Source organism: Okeania sp. SIO1H4 (genome assembly GCF_010672695.1).
GTDB lineage: Bacteria > Cyanobacteriota > Cyanobacteriia > Cyanobacteriales > Microcoleaceae > Okeania > Okeania hirsuta.
On the sequence record NZ_JAAHGB010000060.1, the window covers coordinates 1 to 22,434 of the forward strand.

21 protein-coding genes and 1 pseudogene are annotated in these 22,434 nt (G+C 33.5%); 8 read left to right on the top strand and 14 right to left on the bottom strand.

Translation table 11 applies throughout. From position 1 onward, the window contains the following. Positions 1-465: 465 nt before the first annotated feature. The 3 genes and pseudogenes from F6K06_RS26440 to F6K06_RS26450 form a co-directional block, all read right to left on the bottom strand. Positions 466-774: pseudogene (locus F6K06_RS26440) on the bottom strand (DEAD/DEAH box helicase family protein); the annotation flags it as partial. Between the two features lie 294 nt (positions 775-1,068). After that, positions 1,069-1,914, bottom strand: a complete 846-nt coding sequence (locus F6K06_RS26445; protein ID WP_124143778.1) for an OmpA family protein — start codon at positions 1,912-1,914, stop codon at positions 1,069-1,071. Positions 1,915-2,270: 356 nt separating this feature from the next. Then, complete coding sequence (locus F6K06_RS26450) at positions 2,271-2,456, bottom strand: hypothetical protein (protein ID WP_287243590.1); 186 nt, start codon at positions 2,454-2,456, stop codon at positions 2,271-2,273. Between the two features lie 69 nt (positions 2,457-2,525). On the opposite strand from F6K06_RS26450, the gene F6K06_RS26455 reads away from it, so the two are divergent. Then, positions 2,526-2,666 (top strand): hypothetical protein, encoded by a 141-nt coding sequence (locus tag F6K06_RS26455; RefSeq protein ID WP_287243592.1) that lies wholly within the window; start codon positions 2,526-2,528, stop codon positions 2,664-2,666. Between the two features lie 251 nt (positions 2,667-2,917). On the opposite strand, the gene F6K06_RS26460 is transcribed toward F6K06_RS26455, so the two are convergent. The 5 genes from F6K06_RS26460 to F6K06_RS26480 form a co-directional block, all read right to left on the bottom strand. Next, positions 2,918-4,378, bottom strand: coding sequence for a hypothetical protein (locus F6K06_RS26460; RefSeq protein WP_287243593.1), 1,461 nt, complete (start codon positions 4,376-4,378; stop codon positions 2,918-2,920). Positions 4,379-4,673: 295 nt separating this feature from the next. After that, positions 4,674-4,856, bottom strand: coding sequence for a hypothetical protein (locus tag F6K06_RS26465; protein ID WP_124154801.1), 183 nt, complete (start codon positions 4,854-4,856; stop codon positions 4,674-4,676). A 58-nt stretch (positions 4,857-4,914) separates the two neighbouring features. Further along, positions 4,915-5,295, bottom strand: a complete 381-nt coding sequence (locus F6K06_RS26470; protein ID WP_124154800.1) for a sulfotransferase domain-containing protein — start codon at positions 5,293-5,295, stop codon at positions 4,915-4,917. Between the two features lie 571 nt (positions 5,296-5,866). Further along, positions 5,867-6,172, bottom strand: a complete 306-nt coding sequence (locus tag F6K06_RS26475) for a hypothetical protein (protein ID WP_124154799.1) — start codon at positions 6,170-6,172, stop codon at positions 5,867-5,869. An 8-nt stretch (positions 6,173-6,180) separates the two neighbouring features. After that, positions 6,181-6,486 carry a response regulator transcription factor gene (locus F6K06_RS26480; protein WP_124154798.1) on the bottom strand — a complete coding sequence of 102 codons (306 nt, stop codon included), beginning with the start codon at positions 6,484-6,486 and terminating at the stop codon, positions 6,181-6,183. Positions 6,487-6,723: 237 nt separating this feature from the next. On the opposite strand from F6K06_RS26480, the gene F6K06_RS26485 reads away from it, so the two are divergent. Then, positions 6,724-7,704 carry a carbohydrate kinase gene (locus tag F6K06_RS26485; RefSeq protein WP_124154797.1) on the top strand — a complete coding sequence of 327 codons (981 nt, stop codon included), beginning with the start codon at positions 6,724-6,726 and terminating at the stop codon, positions 7,702-7,704. 82 nt (positions 7,705-7,786) lie between these two features. After that, complete coding sequence (locus tag F6K06_RS26490; protein ID WP_124143785.1) at positions 7,787-8,308, top strand: DUF937 domain-containing protein; 522 nt, start codon at positions 7,787-7,789, stop codon at positions 8,306-8,308. 511 nt (positions 8,309-8,819) lie between these two features. Here F6K06_RS26490 and F6K06_RS26495 read toward each other — a convergent pair. Further along, on the bottom strand, positions 8,820-9,305 hold the full coding sequence (locus tag F6K06_RS26495; protein WP_124143786.1) for a gluconokinase: 486 nt from the start codon (positions 9,303-9,305) through the stop codon (positions 8,820-8,822). A gap of 33 nt (positions 9,306-9,338) precedes the next feature. Between F6K06_RS26495 and F6K06_RS26500 the strand changes: the two genes are divergently transcribed. Then, complete coding sequence (locus F6K06_RS26500) at positions 9,339-9,821, top strand: CYTH domain-containing protein (RefSeq protein ID WP_124143787.1); 483 nt, start codon at positions 9,339-9,341, stop codon at positions 9,819-9,821. A gap of 589 nt (positions 9,822-10,410) precedes the next feature. Here F6K06_RS26500 and F6K06_RS26505 read toward each other — a convergent pair. After that, complete coding sequence (locus tag F6K06_RS26505) at positions 10,411-11,730, bottom strand: 3-isopropylmalate dehydratase large subunit (RefSeq protein ID WP_124143788.1); 1,320 nt, start codon at positions 11,728-11,730, stop codon at positions 10,411-10,413. A 1,131-nt stretch (positions 11,731-12,861) separates the two neighbouring features. Here F6K06_RS26505 and F6K06_RS26510 point away from each other — a divergent pair. Continuing rightward, positions 12,862-13,272 (top strand): nuclease A inhibitor family protein, encoded by a 411-nt coding sequence (locus F6K06_RS26510; RefSeq protein ID WP_161564376.1) that lies wholly within the window; start codon positions 12,862-12,864, stop codon positions 13,270-13,272. 256 nt (positions 13,273-13,528) lie between these two features. On the opposite strand, the gene F6K06_RS26515 is transcribed toward F6K06_RS26510, so the two are convergent. Beyond that, complete coding sequence (locus tag F6K06_RS26515) at positions 13,529-14,338, bottom strand: DNA/RNA non-specific endonuclease (RefSeq protein ID WP_124143790.1); 810 nt, start codon at positions 14,336-14,338, stop codon at positions 13,529-13,531. 766 nt (positions 14,339-15,104) lie between these two features. Here F6K06_RS26515 and F6K06_RS26520 point away from each other — a divergent pair. Beyond that, positions 15,105-15,425 carry a hypothetical protein gene (locus tag F6K06_RS26520; RefSeq protein WP_124143791.1) on the top strand — a complete coding sequence of 107 codons (321 nt, stop codon included), beginning with the start codon at positions 15,105-15,107 and terminating at the stop codon, positions 15,423-15,425. A gap of 24 nt (positions 15,426-15,449) precedes the next feature. On the opposite strand, the gene F6K06_RS26525 is transcribed toward F6K06_RS26520, so the two are convergent. Next, on the bottom strand, positions 15,450-16,298 hold the full coding sequence (locus F6K06_RS26525) for a RimK family alpha-L-glutamate ligase (protein ID WP_124143792.1): 849 nt from the start codon (positions 16,296-16,298) through the stop codon (positions 15,450-15,452). A gap of 469 nt (positions 16,299-16,767) precedes the next feature. Further along, a complete protein-coding gene (sfsA, locus tag F6K06_RS26530) occupies positions 16,768-17,499 on the bottom strand; it encodes a DNA/RNA nuclease SfsA (protein WP_287243599.1) in 732 nt (243 codons plus the stop codon). A gap of 167 nt (positions 17,500-17,666) precedes the next feature. Between sfsA and F6K06_RS26535 the strand changes: the two genes are divergently transcribed. Then, positions 17,667-18,509: a sulfotransferase gene (locus F6K06_RS26535; RefSeq protein ID WP_287243600.1), complete on the top strand. Its 843-nt coding sequence runs from the start codon at positions 17,667-17,669 to the stop codon at positions 18,507-18,509. Between the two features lie 577 nt (positions 18,510-19,086). Here the strand turns inward: F6K06_RS26535 and F6K06_RS26540 are convergent. Beyond that, positions 19,087-19,527: a hypothetical protein gene (locus F6K06_RS26540; protein WP_287243602.1), complete on the bottom strand. Its 441-nt coding sequence runs from the start codon at positions 19,525-19,527 to the stop codon at positions 19,087-19,089. A gap of 978 nt (positions 19,528-20,505) precedes the next feature. On the opposite strand from F6K06_RS26540, the gene murJ reads away from it, so the two are divergent. Further along, positions 20,506-22,125 (top strand): murein biosynthesis integral membrane protein MurJ, encoded by a 1,620-nt coding sequence (gene murJ / locus F6K06_RS26545; RefSeq protein WP_287243607.1) that lies wholly within the window; start codon positions 20,506-20,508, stop codon positions 22,123-22,125. Positions 22,126-22,434: the final 309 nt, after the last annotated feature.

Here is a 22,434-nt window from a genome sequence, read left to right on the forward strand (position 1 = left end):
AATCACTTTTTTTTAGTGGTCACTTTTTGGGGCTGGCCTCTCCGATGCGATCGCACCTCTGAGTATTCTATCTCAGGAAGAGGGCATTGCTCCTACTGGTCACTTATTTCTGCCATCCTGCACTAGTCCTCAGTCAGCCCTTTTTAGACTATGGTACGCAGCGAGATGGCAGACATGTTTGTAATGACAACGGTATAATGGTGGGAATACATGTTTCAGACAACATATTAGTATGTAGAACTGTTTTGCGGCGTTAGTACGCGGAATTATAACGGAACGCTGTTAGATCCAAGTTGCTGAGAAAGCCAACCACAAAACGCAGGGTTTGGACAAAATTTATCCTCTGCTCTATCAACTACTTTTGACCACACCCGGATTTAATCGATAAATACAGAATCACCCATAGCTAGGCCCCAAATTTTGCCTATTCTCTGATTAATGACTTGCTGGAACAAGAACCAAATCTACTGGCAGATAAGCTTCCGGCTGATAATAATCGTAATAACTAATAAAATATTCCACAGAATTATCAGGGAAAAAATCACGCAACTCATTACACAATTGAGCCGCTAAAGTTTTATTATGAGCTAAAACTAATGTCGGTCTGCCTGCTTTTTCTATGACAGAAGCTATGGAAAAAGTTTTACCAGTACCTGTAGCTCCTAGTAATGTTTGAAATTTATGTCCAGCTTGAATATTAACAGTTAATTGAGCGATCGCTCCAGGTTGGTCACCAGTAGGTTTAAAGGGAGCTTGCAAACAAAATTTTGCCATAATAATTTTAGCAGTATTTATATTATTCTCAATTGTATATTTTAATTTCAAACTTAGGAGCCATGTAAAAATAAGTTGTACAAATTTTATCTGGGATAAATTGTGAAATATAGCTTCTATCAAAAAAACTGTTCAGGTTATTTTTGCACGAGTCCTTAGGATTAATGCCACTATATTCGGTAAACTTATCCAATTTTCGCCAGTTGATGTCCCTCCATTCATACATCGGTTTTGGTTCCGTGTTCATAAATCTACAATTACATCTGTGCTAAAAATCTTGCTTTCAACTTTAACCTACCTCTCAACCGCACTAGGAGTAAACCGAACTTCTATCCGACGTCTGCTCTGATTTGGATTACGATTTGCCCCCGCAAAATCTCCCCCAGGGTTATATAATTGTGCTGCAGAATAAGCTCGAAATTTTAACCCCAATTCTTTCAAACGAGGGTTTTTTTGAAGTTCTTGTACAACAGATAAAGCACGCATCAAACCTAAATCTGCATTTGAACCTGGTACTAAACTATTAACAGATTCATTACCCTTAGCAACTTGTTCTAACTGAGTATCTAAATTACTTCCACTTCTCTGATTTACTTGACCATCAGTATGACCTATTACTTCAACAACATAACCTTTATATTCCTTAGCAAAATCCTCTATTTGTTTGATTAAATCTCCCTCAATAAAACTTTTTAAATCTCCCGATATTTCCGCACTTCCTGATTCAAATCTTCGAGACTTAGAATCTCTAATTACTATTACAGGTGGAGACTTCAATTTTTCAATTTCTGTTTCTAGTTGTGTGACTCTATTTGACTTTTGCTCTAGTTCATTTTCAGAGGTAGTTACTAATCCTTGTAATTTTGTTACTTGATTTTGTAAGTTACCAATTTGTCCTTGTAATCCTGTTACTTCACCAGTCTTTTGTTGAATTTGATTTTGTAAATTAGTAATTTCTTGTTGCAGTTGTAGGGCGCGATTTTCGTTGGCATCAGAAATTGACTCTATAAACAGAGATTTAATAATAGCTAATAGCAATAATAAACTTAATATCATAAAAGAGTTAGACATTAAGTCTGTAAATGCCGGCCAAATTTCTAGGTCGCGATTATCTTCAACAAGTCGTGAACGATGACGCATAATTATTTTAATTCCTATTAATAATCAAATTATTAAATATATTAGACTCCTGGCAAAAGTCGGGAGCAGGGAACAGCAGTGCGACCCCGCGACGACTACAGTTGCAAGCGGTCGAGGGATGGCGTTTTGCTCCGCAACATATAAAGTGTTAGCGTTTGCGCAGCATGACCATAGGAAAGCTCCTCTTCCGGAGGAAAGAGGCAGCGACTCTGTCAAGGGTGGGTCTCCTCGCTGTCCGACCATCGACAAAGAGAGGGAATGCACACTCCTGTGAGGGAGCAGGGAACAGAGAACAGGGAAAACATAGCAGAAAACATAAATAGACATCTGGTAAAAATCAAAAATCAAATCAATTCTTATCCATAAATTATCAGGTAGTCCTGCATGGGTTTTGGTGAGGATATATATTTTTTAATTTTTCCCACACTCCCACACTCCCCCCATCTCCCCAAATTCCCCTCCTGGGAGGGGGAGGGGCGAGGGGTGAGTCCCCATCTCCCCACACTTCCTTTACTATTATATGCACCACCACCAATTATCAATTATTTCTCCCTGTTGCCAGATGAGCTATTGCCTGTTGCCTCTTTTCTGGAGATGTCTAATCTATAGAGATGCTTAATAAACAAGGGTTGAAGAAGGAGACAGGAGACAGGAGACAGGAGACAGGAGGAAAATTACATGGGGATTCGCTCCCCCAAGTAATTTTGAACACCCCCGTTGACGGTGGGGTATTAAACCCACAAAGAAAATGATAAAAAAAGATTTATTTTTTACTTTGGCAATAGTTCTATTTGTAGATAACTTATTTCAATAATTGATAATTGATAATGGATAATTGATAATTACCTCTCCCTAAAAGGAAGAGGATTGAATAAAAGGAAAATTTTTTTCTTGTTTCTCCTTTAAAGGAGAGGCTTTAAACCTTAATTATTCGGTAAAAAAAAGGGGTACTTAAAAGTCTTGAGCTTCCCAAGAGAAGGTTTGAAGCAGCGAGCTGTCACACCTATTTATTTGCTAATTTATCGATAGTATGTGTCAACCGATAAATTTCATTTTTAGTTTCTTGCATTTGATTGATATATTCCTGTAAATTTGTGGCGATGACGCTTAAATGGGAATTATTCAGATTAGCTTGATTACTCATACCTTTTCCTATTTGGTCTCCTAAAGATTTAATGCTCTGACTAATACCATCTGTAGAATTATTCAAGGCATTTGCTAAAGTTTTTAGTTGAATTTGTACTTCATCTAAATTATCTGCTTTAGATACTACTCTTCTTTGTAAACTATCCAGAGTTCCCACCGCTAATTGAAAACCTTGTGATGCTTCTTGTAATTGTCGAATCATCTCAGCCAAAGATTTTTGATTACTTTGATGAGATTCTAATAGTTTTAATGAAGTTTGATTATTACTGGTAATTTGTTCTCCAAATTTTGCTAGTCTCTTACTATATCCCTGTAGTTCAATTACTACTATTTCTATTGCTTGAACAGCAGTAGCTAGAGTCGAAGTTGATTGAGAAAAATTACTTTGAATATTGGCTAATTGTGCTGTTGAATTAGCTAACTTTTGCGGAAATTGACTATGTTCAAATATCTGTGCTATTTCTAGAAATCTATCCCCTGCTATCTGAAAATCTTTAGAACTTTTTGCCACTGTAGCAGCAGCTTCTCCTAATCGCACAAAAGTCTGTTCTGCTAATTTACTGGTAGTAGTATTAGCATTATGAATTTCTTGAATTTTATCTTGCAGAGCTGACTCTACTCCTACTCTGACTGTTTGACCAAATCTTGTTAAAAATCCTTCAAAAGAATAAGCAACAGCTTTTACTACTTTATCAAGCTGAGTTTGACCTTCTATTGTTTGTAAGTAAATGTTATCTAAATAGTCTTCTATTGAACTGATTAATCTAGTTTTGGCAAGGCTAGTATTAAAAATGAAATTAACTGATGTAACTACTGCACTAAATAATATTGCTACTAAGCTGCTAGTAAAGGCAATTCCCATGCCTTGTAATGGTACTTGTAATTCCCTGAGCAAACTACTAACATCAGTAGCATTAGTATCACTAACTGTTTGACTTAAAGAAGTCAAGTTAATGGTAATGCCGATAAAAGTACCTAATAATCCAAAAGACACCAGTAGATTAGGTAAAATTCGACATAAATATTCTATTTGTTCATAAGATATTAATCCAAATAATCTTTGTCTACTATAAACTTGGTCTATTAATGCTCCTGTATTAACTTGCTCTAGTTTACTACTTGCATCTGTAAATCTGCCCTCTAAATATTCGATAAATCTTGGCTTATTTACTGACTGCTGATTAATTAGTCTTCTAACTTTATTTCCTTGATTTACTAAGTCAAAATGAAGTATTATTCTTAATAATATAGCAACTACAGATGGAACAATTACTAAAACAATTACTAGAGGGATTAAATAAGATGGTATTGGTGGCATAGTAACATCTCTGATGTTTCAATAGTTAATTAATTGAGAATTATAATAATTCTGCTTATCTCTCGATATCAGTCAATTCTAAACAAAGCTAGTGTAGGAGCAATATAGTATTCAATAATTACTAATAGATAAATAGAGCAGGCAAAAAAAAGACGTTGCATTTTTAATCAAAAAACTCCTAAAAGCAATTAATATAAACTTTTGAGCTAATTTACAATTTGATACATAGTGCCCAAAAATTACTATGTTCTACTTAATGAATAATTGGTAAAAGTATTACTTACAATTGCTTAAATTAAGACAACCATTTTGACAAATCTCGGTCTATTAGTTTTTGTAATTTTATGATATCAGGTTTATACATCTCGAATATGACTTTTCTCATTTCTGAGGGTAGAGGAGGCCGAGATAAATTTCGACTTATTAGATTTGTCCACAATGCTCTTCTTTTTTCACGGTTAGGAAATAAAGTTCTCATAATTGGACGTAAAGCTTTTCTAAGGAAATTATCTTTATAAATAAAATTATAAATAGTCTTATTTTTTGGGATTCCTGAAGAAGCATCTTTGAGGTACAAAGCTACTGTCTACATTTAAAAATGTAAATATATCCTTGACAACCTTTAGAGAATCTGAGGTAAAATCTTCAAATAAAAAAAGTTTAATATTTTGAAGGTCAAATATATCAAAATATTTTTTTAGGTAATAGTAGTACAACCCTTTTTCAAAATATTGCTCGGGATATCCTTGCTTTTGGTCAGCTTCTATTGCTTTTAACAAAGATTTTTCACCTTCGTGTTTATTGTTTCTTTGATTAAATAAATAATCAGAATAGACACGAGACACAGGATCGCGTAATAAAGCAATTAATTTAACATCAGGTAATCTTGATTTAATTACTAATAGGAGCTTGTTCATTAGCTATGTAAGATACAGAAGCTTATCCAATAGCTTTCTCTTGTGGTTTTCTAAACCAATACTTGTACCAATCTATAGTATAAACTGTAATCTTTCCTTTTTGATTAGTTATAATGCTACCTTCATCATACAAGAAAAAATTAGGTTCTTTCTTTTTACTAATAAAAATATCTGGATGCTGAACAAGATAGTTACAAAGCGAAGTAGAGCCTGATTTACTAGAGCCAAAAATAATAAAATTAGGTAATTTATGATTTAGACATAATAACTAATTTACTACAAATAATCACTACATACTAACATATAGCGTTTCTCAAGTTACTGAGATACAGTTGTTTTTCTATTCCCTACTCCCTACTCCCTAAAACACAGGAATTTTGTACCTCACGCTTCTTGGAAATTGCTATAGCTCTTTTTGTTATTGTTGAAAATAGAGTTTATTAGTAAAAATTAAGACTTTTGTTTGATATTCATAGAGTAACTTTAATGCCAGATATTAGAACAATAATTACTAAAAAAATTGAGAGAGGGGACAGTCATTAGTCCCTAATATTTGATATTTGAGCAATGACTAATCTCCCTCACCATTACCTGCAATTTGATTGGCTTCCCAAGGCCCGAATTTAGATTGATAATAGGCCAATATTTGGTCTACTTTTTGACGGACAGCATCTTCAGCATCTTCTGTATACTCTAAGCACAGACTTCCTATTTGGCTTTTTTCATAGTCAAATGGTTCTGAGACAGGAAGAAAAAATAAGTCCACTTCTACTTTGCCGACTTGACGCAAATGAGCTGCTACTTCTCGATATACTGCTAGTGGTAGTCCTTGACAGCTAATTTGATAACGTTGTTGTTTTTGTTTCGCAGTCTGCATCTTGATATTTACCTTCCCAATATATCGCCCTCTAAGCTATGATCTACCAATTGTTCCGTTGTATCTGGTAAATTACAACAGTTGATACTATCTAAACATACTTTGCCCCACTGCAAAGCCCAACGAACCAGTTCTACTCGATTATGGGTTGAAGTCTTACTCAGAATATTACTGATATGATTATCTACCGTTCGCTTACTAATTTCTAGCTTCTCGGCGATTTTTTCATTAGTCAACCCATCTGCCACTAGCTCCACAACTTGAAGTTCCCTTTCTGAAAGGGATATTTTGGTTTGAGACTCGCAACCAGTCATAACTTTTGTCTATATATGTATATCTGCCTAATTATAATTTTAGAGACATCTTGACAAAATTCACCTTAATGACAATCTATAAGTGGGAAAAGTATGAAAAAGCTGAGGGAGGATAAAATTAGTTAATTATGTTTTTTCAAAAAAAATTATTGATTTTAAATATACCTTAGATTTTAATCACCACTAAAATATTCCGAATTTCCCTACCTATATATAACTTGAGATACTCTAATCAATATGACCCATCTTCATGTTCTCTGTCTCGGTGAAATTTTATTTGATTGTTTGGCCGACAGACCCGGAATACCTCTAAATCAAGTTCAGTCTTGGACAATCTACCCTGGTGGTGCCCTGGCCAATGTTGCTTGTGGTTTAGTCAAACTAGGGACTCCTAGTGCTTTAATTAGTGCAGTAGGTCAAGATACAGAAGGCAAAACACTGGTAAAATTTTTGCAAGAAGTGGGAGTAGACACTACTGGTATCCAGCAAAATTCTGACGCACCAACACGGAAGGTTTATGTATTACACTCTACAACAGGGGAACGTGAATTTGTTGGTTTTGGCGATCGCCAGACAACAGAATTTGCTGATACCCATTTACAAGCTGAACTTTTGCCAGAATCTTTATTTTTAAATGGTGATTTTTTAATATTAGGAACCCTTGGACTAGCTTACCCTGAAACTAGACAAGCAATTTACCAAGCTCTTGAATTGGCTGACCAATACCATCTCAAAATCATGGTAGATGTCAACTGGCGTCCTTCATTTTGGCCAAATCCAGATGAAGCTAAAGAGCTTATATATTCTTTACTAAAAAGAGTGGATTTTGTCAAACTCTCTATAGAAGAAGCTAAGTGGTTATTTGAATCTACCGAACCTGCTGCAATTACTTACCAATTAAATTCAGTGGAAGGGACATTAATAACTGCTGGCGATCTAGGTTGTGCTTATTACTTGTCAGAAAATGAAGGGAAAGTACCAGCTTTTTCAATAGATGTGGTGGATACTACTGGTGCTGGTGATAGCTTTGTCGCAGGTTTTGTACATCAGTTGCGCCAATATGGTATTCGTCAACTACAGCAACCAGGGGTAGCAAAAAAAATTGTTACTTATGCTAGTGCGGTGGGTGCTTTAAGCGCTACTAAAAAAGGAGCGATGTCTGCTCAACCTACTGTAGATGAAGTTGAGGCATTTTTTAGTAGCTATTTGGGTCACTAAGATAGATAATTAAAGACGACTTCAGTAGAGGTTATTGGCCTTTCTGAAGCTCGTTGTCAAAAATTATTACAGTTTAAAAATAATGGGACTTTTCGATCAAATTGTTGGTGCTATTAATAACCCTAATCAAGAAGCTAGTACGAGTCAATTGAGCAGTATTCTTGGTACAGTGCAGCAACTAAGCGGCAATCTCGGAGGAGATTCTGGTGCAACTCAAGTTGCTATGTCAATGTTGGGTGGTTATGTACGTTCAGCTTTACAGCAGAAGCGAGAAGAGTCTGGTAATGGAGCAGTTCAAGCAATTATCAATCAGTTTGCAGGTACAGATCCTAATCCCCAAGCTGTTGAATCTCTATTTTCAGCTAATCAAATTACTGGAATTGTTCAGAGTATATCTGAAAAAACAGGTTTTGACCTCTCACAAATCCAGAATTTATTGCCTACTTTAGTGCCACTAATTCTGAATTTATTGAAAACGGGTAATGACACTCAAAATCCTAATCAGGCATCTAATAATGTTTTAAATAGCTTTTTGGATGCTGATGGAGATGGGGATGTTGATATTTCAGATATGATGGGGATGGCAAGTCGTTTTTTGAAGTAAAGGAAAAGTGTTAGGTTTTAGGTGATTGAAGAAGGAAGAAGGCAGAAGGCAGAAGGCAGAAGGAAAAATTGCATGGGGATTAAAACCCCAAATAATTTTAAGCACTCCCGTTGATGGTGAGGTATTAAACCCGTGAAAGAAAAGATAATATTACTACTTTTACTGGACTATTCAAGGCAGGAATTGTACCAAATTCATTTCTAAGCTGCATAGAATAATATCTTGATCGGGGTTGACTGTAGATACAGATAGACAAGTTAACTAGCTATTAGCTTTTAGCATTCAGCTATCAGCTTTTTGAGCTTGGGATAAATAAGTTGCAAAAAGACTTTAAAGCTTTTTCCATCAGGGAGAAAAAAAACAAATATTTGAAGGTAGAATGATTACGCAAATATTCAAACAATTTTGCTCTCCAAATACTTTTTTTTAGATAGTTTTCTATATCCCTGAATTTCCTATCCTCTACCCCCTGCCTTTCCCCGACTTCACTACCTAATATAAATAAAAATTTCTACAAACTATTCCTAATATAATTGATAATATCTTCGGGAGATTTTACAGCATCTATATCTATTATTATCGCTTCTTCTGGTTCTTCAAGATCGTCAAATTGACTTCTTAACATTTCAACTTTCATAAAATGATTTTCTCGTTCCTTTAGTCTTTGGGCAAACAAATCAAAAGACCCTTTTAAGTAGACAAGTTTAATATTTTGTGAGTCTTTTATCAGTAGATGACGATAAGCTTTTTTCAGAGCAGAACAGGCTAATATAATATTTTTATTATTCTCTAACCATTGCTCAATTGCATTTCTCATTTCTACTAACCAAGGAATTCGGTCTGCATCATTTAAAGGATTACCACTACTCATTTTTTTTATATTAGCTTGGGAGTGAAAAGAATCAGCGTCATAAAATTCATAACCTAGAGATTTTGCTAATAATTTTCCAATAGTAGATTTACCAGAACCAGAAACTCCCATTATGATAATAATCATTGTATTAATTCTCAAAAGTTCTTAAATATTAAAATGGCAATAGAAATAGAACGTAAGTTTTTAGTTAAAGGCAACGGGTGGCGTAATCAAGGTGTTGGGCAAGTTTATCGTCAAGGTTATATGTCTACAGAAGATGGCATAACATTAAGGGCAAGAATTGCGGGAGACCAAGGCTATTTAACTATTAAAGGACCTTCTGTGGGTAATTCACGGTCAGAATATGAGTATTCTATTCCAGTTGAAGATGCTCAAGAGATGTTGAATACTTTGTGTAGTTCGCCCTTAATTGAAAAGGTTAGATATAAGGTTTCTCATGGTAATTTTATTTGGGAAGTTGATGAGTTTGCTGGAGATAATCAAGGTTTAATTGTGGCTGAAGTTGAACTTTATAATGAAAATCAAGAAGTTGAATTGCCAGATTGGATAGGGGAGGAAGTTTCTCACGATAAGAGATATTCTAATTCTAATTTATCGAAAAATCCTTGGAAAAATTGGTCTTCAACAATTAATAATTAATAATTAATAATTACCTACCCTCGAAAAGAAGAGGATGGACTCAAAGGAAAATTTTTTCTTGTTTCTCCTTTAAATAAGAGGCTTTAAACCTTGATTATTCAGTAAGTTTAATGGAAAAATATCAGGAAAAAGTTCATAAATAGGGAAATTTTTGGCATTTTTTGAAGAGTTTTGAATTATAGCGTCTGAGTTATGAGATGGTAGATAAATTTTCTGTGTGGCGATCGCTCTGATGTAGATGATAAATTAATTGATGCTTTTTTCGACTATAGCGCCTGGGTTATAAGATGGTAGATAAATTATCTGTGTGGCACTTCCTTTAGTGTGAATGATAAATTGATGATTTTTTTAACTATAGCGCCTTAGTTATGAGATTAAAGTATCATAAACTTTTGCGATCTTAGCAATATGAAAGTAGCCAGGAGTCAAAATTAATTAATGCTGTAGTTGGTAAATTTCCACTAATCAAATATCAATCAATATTAGATTTACTGGAAAAATTTAAACAATATATTCATTTATTTCTACATACATAATTCAATTATGACTCCTGACTCCTAAATTTTTTATTGATAAACTGGCAACAAATTTACATAAATTCTCGTGGGTCGGTAACATATCCAGTCAGTGCGGAAGCTGCTGCTGTATAGGGAGAAGCTAAATAAACTTGTGCCTGTTTATTCCCCATTCGACCAGGGAAATTACGATTAGTTGTAGACACACAAATTTCTGGTTCATTTAATCGCCCAAATGTATCTTTTGGTCCGCCTAAACAAGCAGCACAAGAGGGAGCAGCAGGTTCAATACAACCAGCATCTAAAAATATTTCTGAGAGGGTTTTTCCATCATGTTTTAAGTTAAATAAATCCTCATAAACTTTCTGAGTTGCTGGTACTAAATAAGTAGGAACTTTCACCTGATGACCCTTAATAAGTTTAGCTGCATGAAGAAAATCAGAAGTTTTTCCACCTGTACAAGAACCAATATAAACTCGGTCAATTTTGACATCTTTACAGTTACGAGCAAGTTCCTTATTATCTGGAGAGTGGGGTTTGGCCACCACAGGTTCTAATTTTGTCACATCGTAGGAGCGATCGCTATAAAATGCCGCATTTTCATCTGTCTGAAATGACTCAAATGTTTTATCTGTTCGACCTTGTAAATATTTAACAGTAGTTTCATCGGCAGCGATAACTCCATTTTTACCACCTGCTTCAATGACCATATTGCAGAGGGTCATTCGTTCTTCCATTGTCATCTGTTTCACCGTCTCTCCAGCAAATTCCATTGTTCTATAAGTAGCGCCGGAAACAGAAATATCTCCAATAATTTGCAAGATTAAATCTTTTGCTAATAAATAATTCGGCATTTCTCCATTCAAGACAAACCGCATAGTTGCTGGCACTTTTACAAGTAGTTTGCCAGTACCTAAGATAAAGGCAGCATCAGTATTGCCTATACCTGTGGCAAATTGTCCAAAAGCACCTGCATTACAAGTATGGGAGTCTGTGCCAAACAAAACTTCCCCTGGACGGGTGTGCCCTTCTTGGGCGAGAGCAACGTGGCAAACTCCTTTGTAGTCTGGGTTAGCTTTGAAGTCTGAGCGATCAGTAATGTCGTAAAAGTATTTGATGTTTTGTTCTTGGGCAAAGTCTCGTAAGATATCTACATTACGGTTAGCTCGTTTGTCGGTGGTGAAAATATAGTGGTCTGGGATGAGAACGATTTTTTCCCGGTCCCAAACTTTGGCATCTTCGCCAAATTCTTTTTTGAAAATGCCAATAGTACCAGGACCACACACATCGTGGGTCATTAGTACGTCTACGTTGATCCAAATATTTTCTCCTGGGGTAACGGTAGATTTTCCTGATGCTTTGGCCAGGATTTTTTCAACCATAGTCATTGCCATAAATGCTTCCTCTACTGGTGATAATTTAATTAGTTTACAAATGTATTTTAGACAACCTCATATTGCTTCGGGCAAAGTCATTTCAGTTATCAGTTATCAGTACCTCATGGAATAGGGAGGCAAGAAAATACTGAAGTTGATTTTCTCTTGGTCGATTGGATATGGCGAGGAAACCCGTTCTTACAGACCCGCTCCGCTAACGCCATCCCTCGACCGCTTTTTCATCCCCTTAAAAGGGGAGACTATTGACCTTACTTTTTGGTCAAGGGCGAGGAGGTAATTCTGAGAGTGCCTCAAAATGTCAGAAAGACTCTAGAAAGTAAGCAAAAAATCAAAATTTAAAATTTAAAATTTACAACATTCTACTCTTGACTTCTGATTTCAAAATTGGTTGATTTTTGTGATTTTGAAAGCTAAACATGATACAAAAACAGTCAAATCAATTATTTTAGCGATCGCCTAATCATCAAAATATATTAAAAGATAGTTGTTGTAGGATATAGATGAATGTCCTAACCTAATTTGTGTAGTGCAATAACATTTTTAATTAAGGACTTGGAAGTAGGAAAAAAAATATACTTGTATACTTGAGCAGTAAATATGAAAATCATTTTGCCTATCTATTTAACCTGACCATAAAATATATAATTAATTGTACTTAATTACTTATCACGCCAAGTTGAATAATTGAGCATAAGGGAAAGGAAGCTAAAGTAAGAATAAGACAGGATAAGTTTTTTTTCACGCCAGGAAAACGGAGTTTTATCGTGCTATTAAGCTTACTGATAACTGATAACTGAAATGACATGGGAAATTATAGTACGGTTAATTTTACTTGTGACCATAATTAACTGTAAGAGTTGGCTTTAACAGTATTGAAAGTTGCTGATGATTATGATGATAAAATTGTGGAAAGTTGGGGAGGTAAACGAGGATTAGATATTTCACCTCAATAGTCTATAAATTTATTAGTAGTTTTAGTATTAATTACCGAATAATTAATAATTAAATAATTCTGGTTTAAAGCCGACCCTTTGAAGGGAAAAAAAAGAAATAATATTTCCTTATATTCAATTCCGTAACGGTTTTAACCAGAGGCAATTATCAATTATCCATTATCAATTAATGAAAATGACTTTAACTAATTTAGAAATTTTTGAGCAATTAGATGAACTGGTAAAAGATTTACTATGGATGAGTGAATCTGATTATCCTTTTGAAGTTTTTATTTGGGAATTTGGAGAGGGAATTTCATTAAATAATGAAATTGTTTTGAAAATTACTAAACATTCTTTAGAGACTACAGTTAAAGTAATAGAATTTGAAGTTTTTTTTAGATTGGTAATTAGAGAAAAAGATTGGCATAACGCAGAAGAATATGAAGTGGTAAGGAAATATCAAAAACTTGTCAGTATGATGAAACAATATTTGAGTGATTTAAAGGTTTATAAGGTGGGTGAGGTGAGAAAAGATGTTTATATAGTTGGTAAGACAAATACAGGAGATTATGCAGGTATAGCTACAGTTTCTATTGAAACTTGAATAGGGAAATATTTTTACCATTTTTGTTTATTCCCTGTTGCCTTCTTTAGTTTAACAACTTATCTGGAAACTATATAATATATACTTGAAAATTTTGGTAGTGGTAAAGTAATAATTTTACAGCTTACCTCCTGACAATGGAAAGGATTCATTAATCAATATCCTTACATATTTAGGACTACCAAATTTTTTAATTTACAACCTACAACCTACTAGCTTATTCAAGTCAATTTTGAACCTATTAATTTTAACTTATCTACTGCCGATCAACTCTACTTTCAATTACATCTTGAATTTCTTTAGGAACTTTTGAAAGAAAATCATAACCAGTCTCAGTTTCAATTTTATCCACTGAAACTCGGTAAGCTTTCCAGTCATTTCTAATCCGATTTGAATTAGGCATATCCACTGTAATTACTCTAGTATTTTTATCAACTCCCCTCAAACCAGAACCAGGTTTTACCACTACTATAATTTTCCATGTACGACTAGGAATAGTTACTTTACCTTTGGCAATAGTTGCTTTTTTTCTGTAACCTCCAGCAATAATATAAAGTTCATTTCCTTGTTGTACAAGTTCACGAGAATATTGTTCTAATCCCCGCCAAGTTTCACGATTATTATCTGGACTCTGAGGAATTATATTTGTCATTAAAAATGTGGCTGAATTATCTTCTTCATTAGCAGTACGATCTGCGGAAGGAATTAAATGTCCTCGGTCATAACCAGTATTTCGATAATCACTAGGTCTGACCTGATACCAGTCTTCAGGTAAACTATCATCAGGGCGAAAATCATCCTGTCTTTCTACATTTCCTAACCAAGATTTATTCAGTTGCCAACTTACCCAATTTGCTGTTCCTTTATCCCGGTTATATGACAATACATATTGAGTTTTTTCTAGTAAATAATTATCTGTATTTTCAATAGAAGTTGTGGCATTACTTGGATTTCCTAGAGTTATATGAACTTTAGGAGAAGGTTTTAACAGTAGAGAACATCCACTGGCAAGTGTAAGTACAAGTATTATGATTAAAGTAGTAAGTTTTTTTGATGAAATTAACATTTGTTTGGTCGATCGATAAAAAGTTTTTTTCTGAAGTATAGAATAGCAATCTTAATTTTAGTTTTGAGATATTCTAGACTTTTAAGGAATAGATAATATGGGGATATAAAAAACTGCAGCAATCAAATTGTCGTGAATTATTTTGGATTATCATAGTCTTATTAAAAGTAAAAATATGACTTATTTAGAGTTAAAATTATTATTGTCTAATTAAAACTGGAAGTAATGAATCTAGAAAAAGCAATAGCTAAGAAGTAAGCAGACAAATCTATTCTATTAAAAAAATCACCAACTGAAGCCAGATGCTGGAAATACTGAAGTTTACTTTTTTATCCCCTTGAAAGTGGAGACTCTATTTTTTGGTCGTAGAGGAATTGTATGAAAAATCTCTACATTGCTGTTAATTAATGTTATACCAATTTGATAAATATTATCTACAAATAAATGGGTTATTTTTGAGGAGTTAGGTAGGGGAGGTGTTGGATTGGCGACGTACATAATGAATAGTTTTTATACTATTTATTAGGTCGGAATTTATCTTTTTAGTCCAAGGTAAATCTCCGATAAAGTCTTTTAATTGCCCCTATTATTCGTAACATTCTTTTTTCATGCTTGGTATTACTTGATATTAGGCGATCGGATAAATATTTAAATTAAAATATTATTTTACTATGGCAAGGGTTGGTAATAAAAGAAAATAATTCATAACTTTGTTAATCTTAAATATCTCCAGGAGGCAAAAGCAATAGTATCTTAATTTGGGGCGTTGCTGAAGCGCGTGTATGATATTAACCTTAATTACTTAGGAGTCAACCCACCCCTCGCCCCTCCCCCTCCCAGGAGGGGGAGAACCGAGTCAGGAGTCAGGAGGGAAGAAAGAAGAAGAAAGAGGAATAGAAGGAGAGACGTTGCATATTTGTGGGATGAATTGTATGCTTGGACAAAAAATAAGTATGAAGTATTAAGGATGAGATTTTCCTGTTCAAAAAAGATTCATCCCTTGATTCAGCAACGCCTAATTTGGAAGTATCAATTTAGGAAAACTAGGGTTTGTCGCAAATCTCAAAAATTAACTCTTAAATTTTGAATGTAGCTAAAAATTACTAAACTATTATTTGGAGTAATGTGATTGGGAGAATATTAATAGTAGTGTTTTTCTGTACCATTCTATTGCTAATTCTTCCCCGCAGTCTCTAACTAAATAATCAAATCCTGGTTCAGAGTTCGCTTCAATTAACCAGAGTTTATTATTTGTATCTAGAGCTATATCTAATCCCGTATATTTTAATTCACAATTTTGAAATATGGGTTTACAGAAATATTGTATTTGTTCTAAAAAATCTATATCCAATATAATCTTAGCTTTTGCTCCTTCCCAATGTAGTCTACTTAAATTTCCGACAAATTTTGCTCCAGTAATACTCTTCTCATATACACAATGTAAATCACCTTCTAGAAACAAAGCTCTAAATTCTTTCTGAATATGAATATATTCTTGACTAATAGCAATATAATCGTATTTATAATTGCTTAAATCATAAATTGTATCAAGGGAGTTTATGACTTGACTTCTATCATTACACTTAAATACATTTCTTCCCTTTGAGCCTTTGTTTTTTTTCAATACAACAGGATAGTCAAAGTTTTGCTCAATATTATTTGCTATTTCTTCTACATTAGAATCTTTCACATAACTAGAATATAACTCATTACAATTAGGATTTAAGTAACCCTTAGTTTTGGGAATATTGATATGGGGTTTAAAATATTGATAAAAGTATTCTTTGTCACGACATAAATGAGTAACTGATGATGAGTTTAGTGGTGTTGCCCAATTCACAAATACATGAGATTTACCTTGATTTTTGACAACTACTAAATTTCCAGATTCATGTAGAATTTCATATTCATAGCCTAGATGATTACAGGCTTTAATCAACATTGAAATGTTTTGGTTCATAATTGAAGAAGGAAGAAGGAAGAGGGAAGAAGGAAGAAGGAAGAAGGCTGAAAAGAAAATTACTTATCGATAGTCAACGACCGGCCACTTGCTGTCTACAAACCCCAAACGATTTTAAGCATTTTTGTTAACAACTGATAACTGATAACTGATAATTTATATAGCGTTTCTCAAATTAGTGAGATAAAGTTGTTTTTCTTTTTTTCTATCCCCTGTTTCTCGAATTACCGAATAATTAAGGTTTAAAGGAGAGGGTTTAAAGGAGAAACAAGAAAAAATTTTCCTTTTAGTCAATCCTATCCATTTTCAAGGAGAGGTAATAATTAATTATTAATTATTAATTGAATACTCCCTAAAACAAAGGAATTTTTACCTCACCAATATGATAATTGCTATAACTGATAACTAAAATGACGCTGGGGTATTAAACGCAAAATAAAAGATAAATTAATTAATCAATACAAAAAACCTAATTAAGAAATTCTGCCATACCTAAATAGCGAATTTCTTGGGGAGTAACTTCAAATCTACAGGGCAAAATTTCTACCCCTTCTTTAACAGCTTCTCTCAAGAGTTCACCATAACCAGGCTCAGCAATATCTCCAGGGGAAAACTGATAACAATCTCCACGATTTATAAAAAATAAACATACTGCTCTTTCCCCTTTTTTAACTACTTCAATTAATTCTCGTAAATGCTTTTGCCCTCTTTCTGTAACTGTATCTGGAAATAAAGCAATTCGTTGATTTGCCCAAGTCGTATTTTTTACCTCAAGATAAATATTTTGACTATCGCTAATTAACTTAAAATCTACCCTACTTTTTTTGTCTTTTCCATAAACAACTTCTGGTTTAACTTCACAATAATCTCCCAATTCAGGAAATAAGTATTCTGCCAAAGCTAACTTAATAACTCGATTAGGTAAAGCCGTATTAATTCCTACCCAAGTCGGTTCATTATCTGTTACTTGAATTAATTCCCAAGTATAAGCCAACTTTCGTTTAGGGTTATTACTATGAGAAACCATCACAGGACTACCAGGGTTAGAAACTCCAGTCATCGGGCCTGTATTTGGGCAGTGAGCAGTAATTATTTCTCCAGACTTTAACTCTATATCTGCCAGAAATCTTTTATAACGTTTAATCAAAATCCCAGGCTCAAGAGTAGGATAATTATAGGAGAATTTGGGCGGATTATTCATAATTATTTGACAAGAAACGATGTGACTTTTAAATTAGTTGAAAAAAAGTTGATTAAAATCGAACTGTCAAATTACTTTGAAAATAAAACCAATAGGTTATTGACAATATTTCTTAGACTTGAGTAAAATAATAATTATAGACTTTGATGATTTTTTATAAGTTTAACATGACTTTAACACAAACAATTGGTCAATTGCTAAAAAATCCTACTCGCCTACCTAAAAATGTTATCTGGCGTTTTCCTAAATCAAAATCTCATCAAAGACATATATTTGTTTTTGGCGCTCCTAGAACTGGAACTACTCTCATGAAATTAATATTAGGAGTACATCCAAATTTAACCGGTCCTGGTTATGAAACAGGTATATTTATGTATAAAGAATTATTTAGTATACCATTTTCTGAAATTACTAAATCAGAAATAGAAGATATTCAGAAACAATCGCAAGATATTGTAGATTATTTTGACAGATTGGCTGAATGTACTTTAAAAAAAGTTGGCGGAACAAGATTTATTGAAAAAACACCACCCCATGTATTGAGAATAGATTTTTTAGCTAAATATTTTCCTAATGCACAATTTATCAATATGTATCGGGATGGTCGAGATTGTTATTGTTCAGCTCGTAATCATGTAAATGTAGTTCAAGGAAAAAGCATTGAAAGATATGCTAAATATTGGAAAAAGTGTGTAGATGCTAGGCTAAATCAAGGAAATAATCCAAATATTTTAGATGTTAAGTATGAAGAATTAACCTTAGACCCAGAAACAGTAATTAAGCAAACCATGAATTTTCTAGAAGAAGATTATCATCCTAGCCAATTAGATCCAAATCAATATTCTCAAAATACAATTACTAACAGCAAAAGACCAGAATTTTCTCAACTATCTAAACCAATTAATAGTTCCAGAATAAATAGATATAAACAAGAATTAACTTCAGAGCAAATAGATAAGTTTAATCAAATTGCCGGAAATCAACTCAAGCAAATTGGATATGAAGTTTAATCTCAAGAAAATTCAGCTAATGCAGGAACAATATTTTTCCCAAAAAATATGTTCCTTTTCTGATTACAATCTTCAAGATAGAATTGAGTTAATTGTTATTCACTAATACCAATTCCCAAAAATAATTCTATACTTCATTAAGACTTCAGTTATTAAGCGATAATAATGGTTCAGTAATGTTTGTAACGATTCTTGGCATTGATCTAAGATATGTTATGTCTTTGAACCCTACTCCCTACTCCCTACTCCCAAGGAGATGTAGCAAGACTTTTGATATCTGGTATAAAACATTGGTCAAGTTAGTCTTAAAAATAATATTTTTTCAAATTAATTGAAATACCTGAGATTAGAAGCTAAAGAAGGATAAGACAGGAGAAAGTTTTTTTTTCACGCCAGCAAAACGGAGTTTTATCGTGCTATTAAGCTGACATAGGACATGATAGTATAATTAATTTACTTGTGACTATAATTAACTGTAAGAGTTGGCTTTAGTACCACCTAACTTCCCTCCGTCAACCTTAGTATCTAATTTATAATTATTAGGAAATAAAATTTTAGCTATAGCTTTAGCAGTTCTTTATTCTCGCCAATGCCAGTGATTATCATGCCCTTTTTCTCGAATATGAATTATACCCTCATCTATAAGATTAGAAATTTCATCAAAATTAGAAAAGGTAGAACCAATTTTTTTCGGCCAATTAACTTGATTTTTAATAACAGGATAATCAGAAGCAATAATATAGCATCCACAAGAAGCTGCATCAATAATTACTCCACTTGGTCTGTAGTAATAGCGGTCTTTTTCATAATGAATTACTACAATATCTATTTCATTTAAAACCTGGATATAGTTTTCTTGTTTAGTAGTGTCATAAAGAGTGACATTCAGTTCATCTAAATATTTTGGTTTTTGACGAAAAGGTGTTCCAATTACCAGTTCGCATTTATGCTCTGAAGACTTAATATATTCTTGTAATTTATCGATTGCCTGAATAATTGGTTTATCTCGACGAATCATTCCCACAACACCAATTTTAATCAGAACATTAGAGGATAATCTTTCTCCGGGTAAAAATTTAGGTTTAGCTTCACTGGTATAACTGGAGAAATATTATAGGAATGAGATTATATTAACTCTATCTCCAAACAAATCTCAGATTGTTTTTATCAATCAACTTTTAGAGAGTTGAGTTTCTCTTTCTAACCTTACTAACCTTAAATTTTTCCCGTTCTCAAATTAAGTTGAAAGTTCGTTCAGTTAGAAAAACATCAGATAATTGAAGTAAAGTTTGCTTGGGAAAGTTCTTTAACCTCATCGAGTTTACTTATAATTTTTTCGTGCAAACTTTGTCTTTTATCGATTAATTTATGGACTAATTCCACTAGATCATTTTGATTGGGAACGAATAGTTTTTTCGGTTCAATAAATAAAGGTTCAAGATTAAGAAGAAACGTTTAAAAGCAGAATAAAAATTGACAAACAATATCCAAGCGTTAATATTTTTAATAATCCATAAACCAATTAAATTATCACTAATCATTCAGCAAACCAATTAAATTATCACTCATCATTCAGCTTAAGCACAATTAGTTATCAGCAAATAATGAATAATTCCTTCTAAAGTTAAAAGAGCTTAATTTGCCAGTTATAGTCATTTAAAATAATAATCAAACAGTTTTTTAGCTGAAACCCTTTAACAGCAAGAAACATTCGTCTCAATCTCAACTAAAATGACGATACTTTTAATTCTCTCTCAATTTCAAAAGTTGCTTTTATTTCCTTCTATCAGTTATTAATGATAGCTAATAGCTAATAGCTGAATTCTGATGATTGTCAGTTAAATACTCATAAACTATTTTGATGATTTGCTATATTTTTTTCATCATTCAATTAACTCCTAAATAAAAAGCAGCAAAAAAAACAAATCTCCGGTTCCCTATCCCTGAATACTGAATCGTGATTAAACTTATTGAAGCAACATCACTATTTGTAGTCGTGTCTAAATCAGAATCACAAAAATCTTCTCGTTCCCTAGCAGGAATAGCAGGTATCGTAGCAATAGCCACATTAATCAGTAAAATATTTGGCCTAGTACGTCAACAGGCGATCGCCGCCGCCTTCGGAGTAGGTGCAGCAGTGGATGCCTATAATTACGCTTACGTTATCCCTGGCTTTTTATTAGTCCTATTAGGAGGAATTAATGGACCATTTCATAGTGCCATAGTCAGTGTCTTGGCAAAACGGGATAACTCAGAAGCAGCACCACTAATAGAAACCATCACAACTTTAGTCGGTGGAGTCCTATTATTAGTAACAATTGGTCTGATTATTTTTGCCCATTCATTAATTGACCTGGTAGCACCAGGTTTAAGCCAAACAACAACAGGTCTAGAAATTCGAGCGATCGCCATCCAACAATTCCAAATCATGGCCCCAATGGCTTTACTAGCAGGATTAATAGGTATTGGTTTTGGTGCTCTTAATGCTGCGGATATGTATTGGTTACCTTCTATTAGTCCGTTATTTTCTAGTGTGGCTTTATTAGGAGGAATTTTTATCTTAGTTTTGCAATTAGGAGAAAAAATTATTGAACAAAAATATGCCATGATGGGAGGCTTAGTTTTAGCCTGGGGCACCCTCATCGGAGCCATATTACAATGGTTAATTCAAGTTCCCGCATTGTGGCGAGCAGGTTTAGGAAAATTACGATTAAGATTTAATTTCCGCAACCCAGGAGTACAAGAAATTACTAAAGTAATGATACCTGCAACTTTGTCTTCGGGAATGTTACATATTAATGTTTATACAGATTTATTTTTTGCTTCTTATATTCCTCAAGCTGCTGCTTCTTTAGGTTATTCTGGTTTATTAGTACAGACTCCTTTGGGAATTATTTCTAATGTTATTTTAGTTCCTTTTTTACCAATATTTTCTCGATTAGCTGCACCGGAAAATTGGCAAGATTTAAAATATCGAATTCGTCAAGCTTTGGTATTAACAGGAATTACCATGTTGCCTTTAAGTGCAATTATGGTGATGTTAGCTTTGCCGATTGTGAGGGTAGTTTATGAACGTTATGCTTTCGATCTATCAGCTTCAAAATTTGTTGCTTCTGTATTAATGGCTTATGCAGTAGGAATGTTTGTTTATTTGGGAAGGGATGTTTTAGTCAGAGTTTTTTATGCTTTGGGAGATGGAGAAACTCCTTTTAAGGTTAGTGTCTTTAATATTTTTCTGAATGTGTTGTTAGATTATTTGTTAATTAATGCTTTTGGCGCTCCTGGTTTGGTTTTGGCAACTGTGGGAGTAAATTTAATTTCAATGATAATTTTTCTCTTGTTATTAGATAGGAAACTAGGAGGTTTACCTTGGGGAGAATGGTTAAGACCTTTTACTGGTTTAATTATTGGAACTTTGGCAACTGGTTTTGTTTGTTGGAGTGTGCTTTGGGGTTCTCAGTTAGTGTTGGGAACTGAGGGATTTTTTGTGCAGTTATTGGAACTTGGTTTGGCAAGTTTTTCGGGGTTAGTTATTTTTGGTTTGATAGTAATGAAAATGAATTTGCCAGAGGTTGATATTTTTGTTAGTCGAATTAGACAGAAATTGGGAATTTGAGTTGACATCCTCCTAGCTTTTATCTTTTTTTCTCCACTAACAAAGCGATCGCCAGTTCAACTACTACCCGTAAGTCACAAGTCAAAAGCTAAAGGTATTTTTAACTAAGTTTTTCCGACAGAAACCTTAAATAGGTAGTGCTATGTATCGCATTAAGAAAAAGGTTGATATTTTTATTCCTTTGTGACTACTACATCTATATAGATATATAGGTCAAAAGTAGTTTTGATAATTTACCCTTTGGTTAGTGCTTCATAAAATGAAATTAGCTATACGCAATAGTCGGAAATTCAGAACAACCCTCAGACT

What these genes read in the sequence shown, in the direction of transcription:
- F6K06_RS26500 (WP_124143787.1), top strand. Translation starts at nt 9,339, where the DNA reads ATGGCAATAGAAATAGAACGTAAGTTTTTAGTTAAAGGCAACGGGTGG.
- F6K06_RS26475 (WP_124154799.1), bottom strand. Translation starts at nt 6,172, where the DNA reads ATGCAGACTGCGAAACAAAAACAACAACGTTATCAAATTAGCTGTCAA.
- F6K06_RS26525 (WP_124143792.1), bottom strand. Translation starts at nt 16,298, where the DNA reads ATGAACCAAAACATTTCAATGTTGATTAAAGCCTGTAATCATCTAGGC.
- F6K06_RS26540 (WP_287243602.1), bottom strand. Translation starts at nt 19,527, where the DNA reads ATGATTCGTCGAGATAAACCAATTATTCAGGCAATCGATAAATTACAA.
- F6K06_RS26455 (WP_287243592.1), top strand. Translation starts at nt 2,526, where the DNA reads ATGCTTAATAAACAAGGGTTGAAGAAGGAGACAGGAGACAGGAGACAG.
- F6K06_RS26485 (WP_124154797.1), top strand. Translation starts at nt 6,724, where the DNA reads ATGACCCATCTTCATGTTCTCTGTCTCGGTGAAATTTTATTTGATTGT.
- F6K06_RS26505 (WP_124143788.1), bottom strand. Translation starts at nt 11,730, where the DNA reads ATGGCAATGACTATGGTTGAAAAAATCCTGGCCAAAGCATCAGGAAAA.
- F6K06_RS26510 (WP_161564376.1), top strand. Translation starts at nt 12,862, where the DNA reads ATGACTTTAACTAATTTAGAAATTTTTGAGCAATTAGATGAACTGGTA.
- F6K06_RS26445 (WP_124143778.1), bottom strand. Translation starts at nt 1,914, where the DNA reads ATGCGTCATCGTTCACGACTTGTTGAAGATAATCGCGACCTAGAAATT.
- F6K06_RS26490 (WP_124143785.1), top strand. Translation starts at nt 7,787, where the DNA reads ATGGGACTTTTCGATCAAATTGTTGGTGCTATTAATAACCCTAATCAA.
- F6K06_RS26460 (WP_287243593.1), bottom strand. Translation starts at nt 4,378, where the DNA reads ATGCCACCAATACCATCTTATTTAATCCCTCTAGTAATTGTTTTAGTA.
- F6K06_RS26470 (WP_124154800.1), bottom strand. Translation starts at nt 5,295, where the DNA reads ATGAACAAGCTCCTATTAGTAATTAAATCAAGATTACCTGATGTTAAA.
- F6K06_RS26515 (WP_124143790.1), bottom strand. Translation starts at nt 14,338, where the DNA reads ATGTTAATTTCATCAAAAAAACTTACTACTTTAATCATAATACTTGTA.
- F6K06_RS26535 (WP_287243600.1), top strand. Translation starts at nt 17,667, where the DNA reads ATGACTTTAACACAAACAATTGGTCAATTGCTAAAAAATCCTACTCGC.
- F6K06_RS26465 (WP_124154801.1), bottom strand. Translation starts at nt 4,856, where the DNA reads ATGAGAACTTTATTTCCTAACCGTGAAAAAAGAAGAGCATTGTGGACA.
- F6K06_RS26480 (WP_124154798.1), bottom strand. Translation starts at nt 6,486, where the DNA reads ATGACTGGTTGCGAGTCTCAAACCAAAATATCCCTTTCAGAAAGGGAA.
- F6K06_RS26495 (WP_124143786.1), bottom strand. Translation starts at nt 9,305, where the DNA reads ATGATTATTATCATAATGGGAGTTTCTGGTTCTGGTAAATCTACTATT.
- sfsA (WP_287243599.1), bottom strand. Translation starts at nt 17,499, where the DNA reads ATGAATAATCCGCCCAAATTCTCCTATAATTATCCTACTCTTGAGCCT.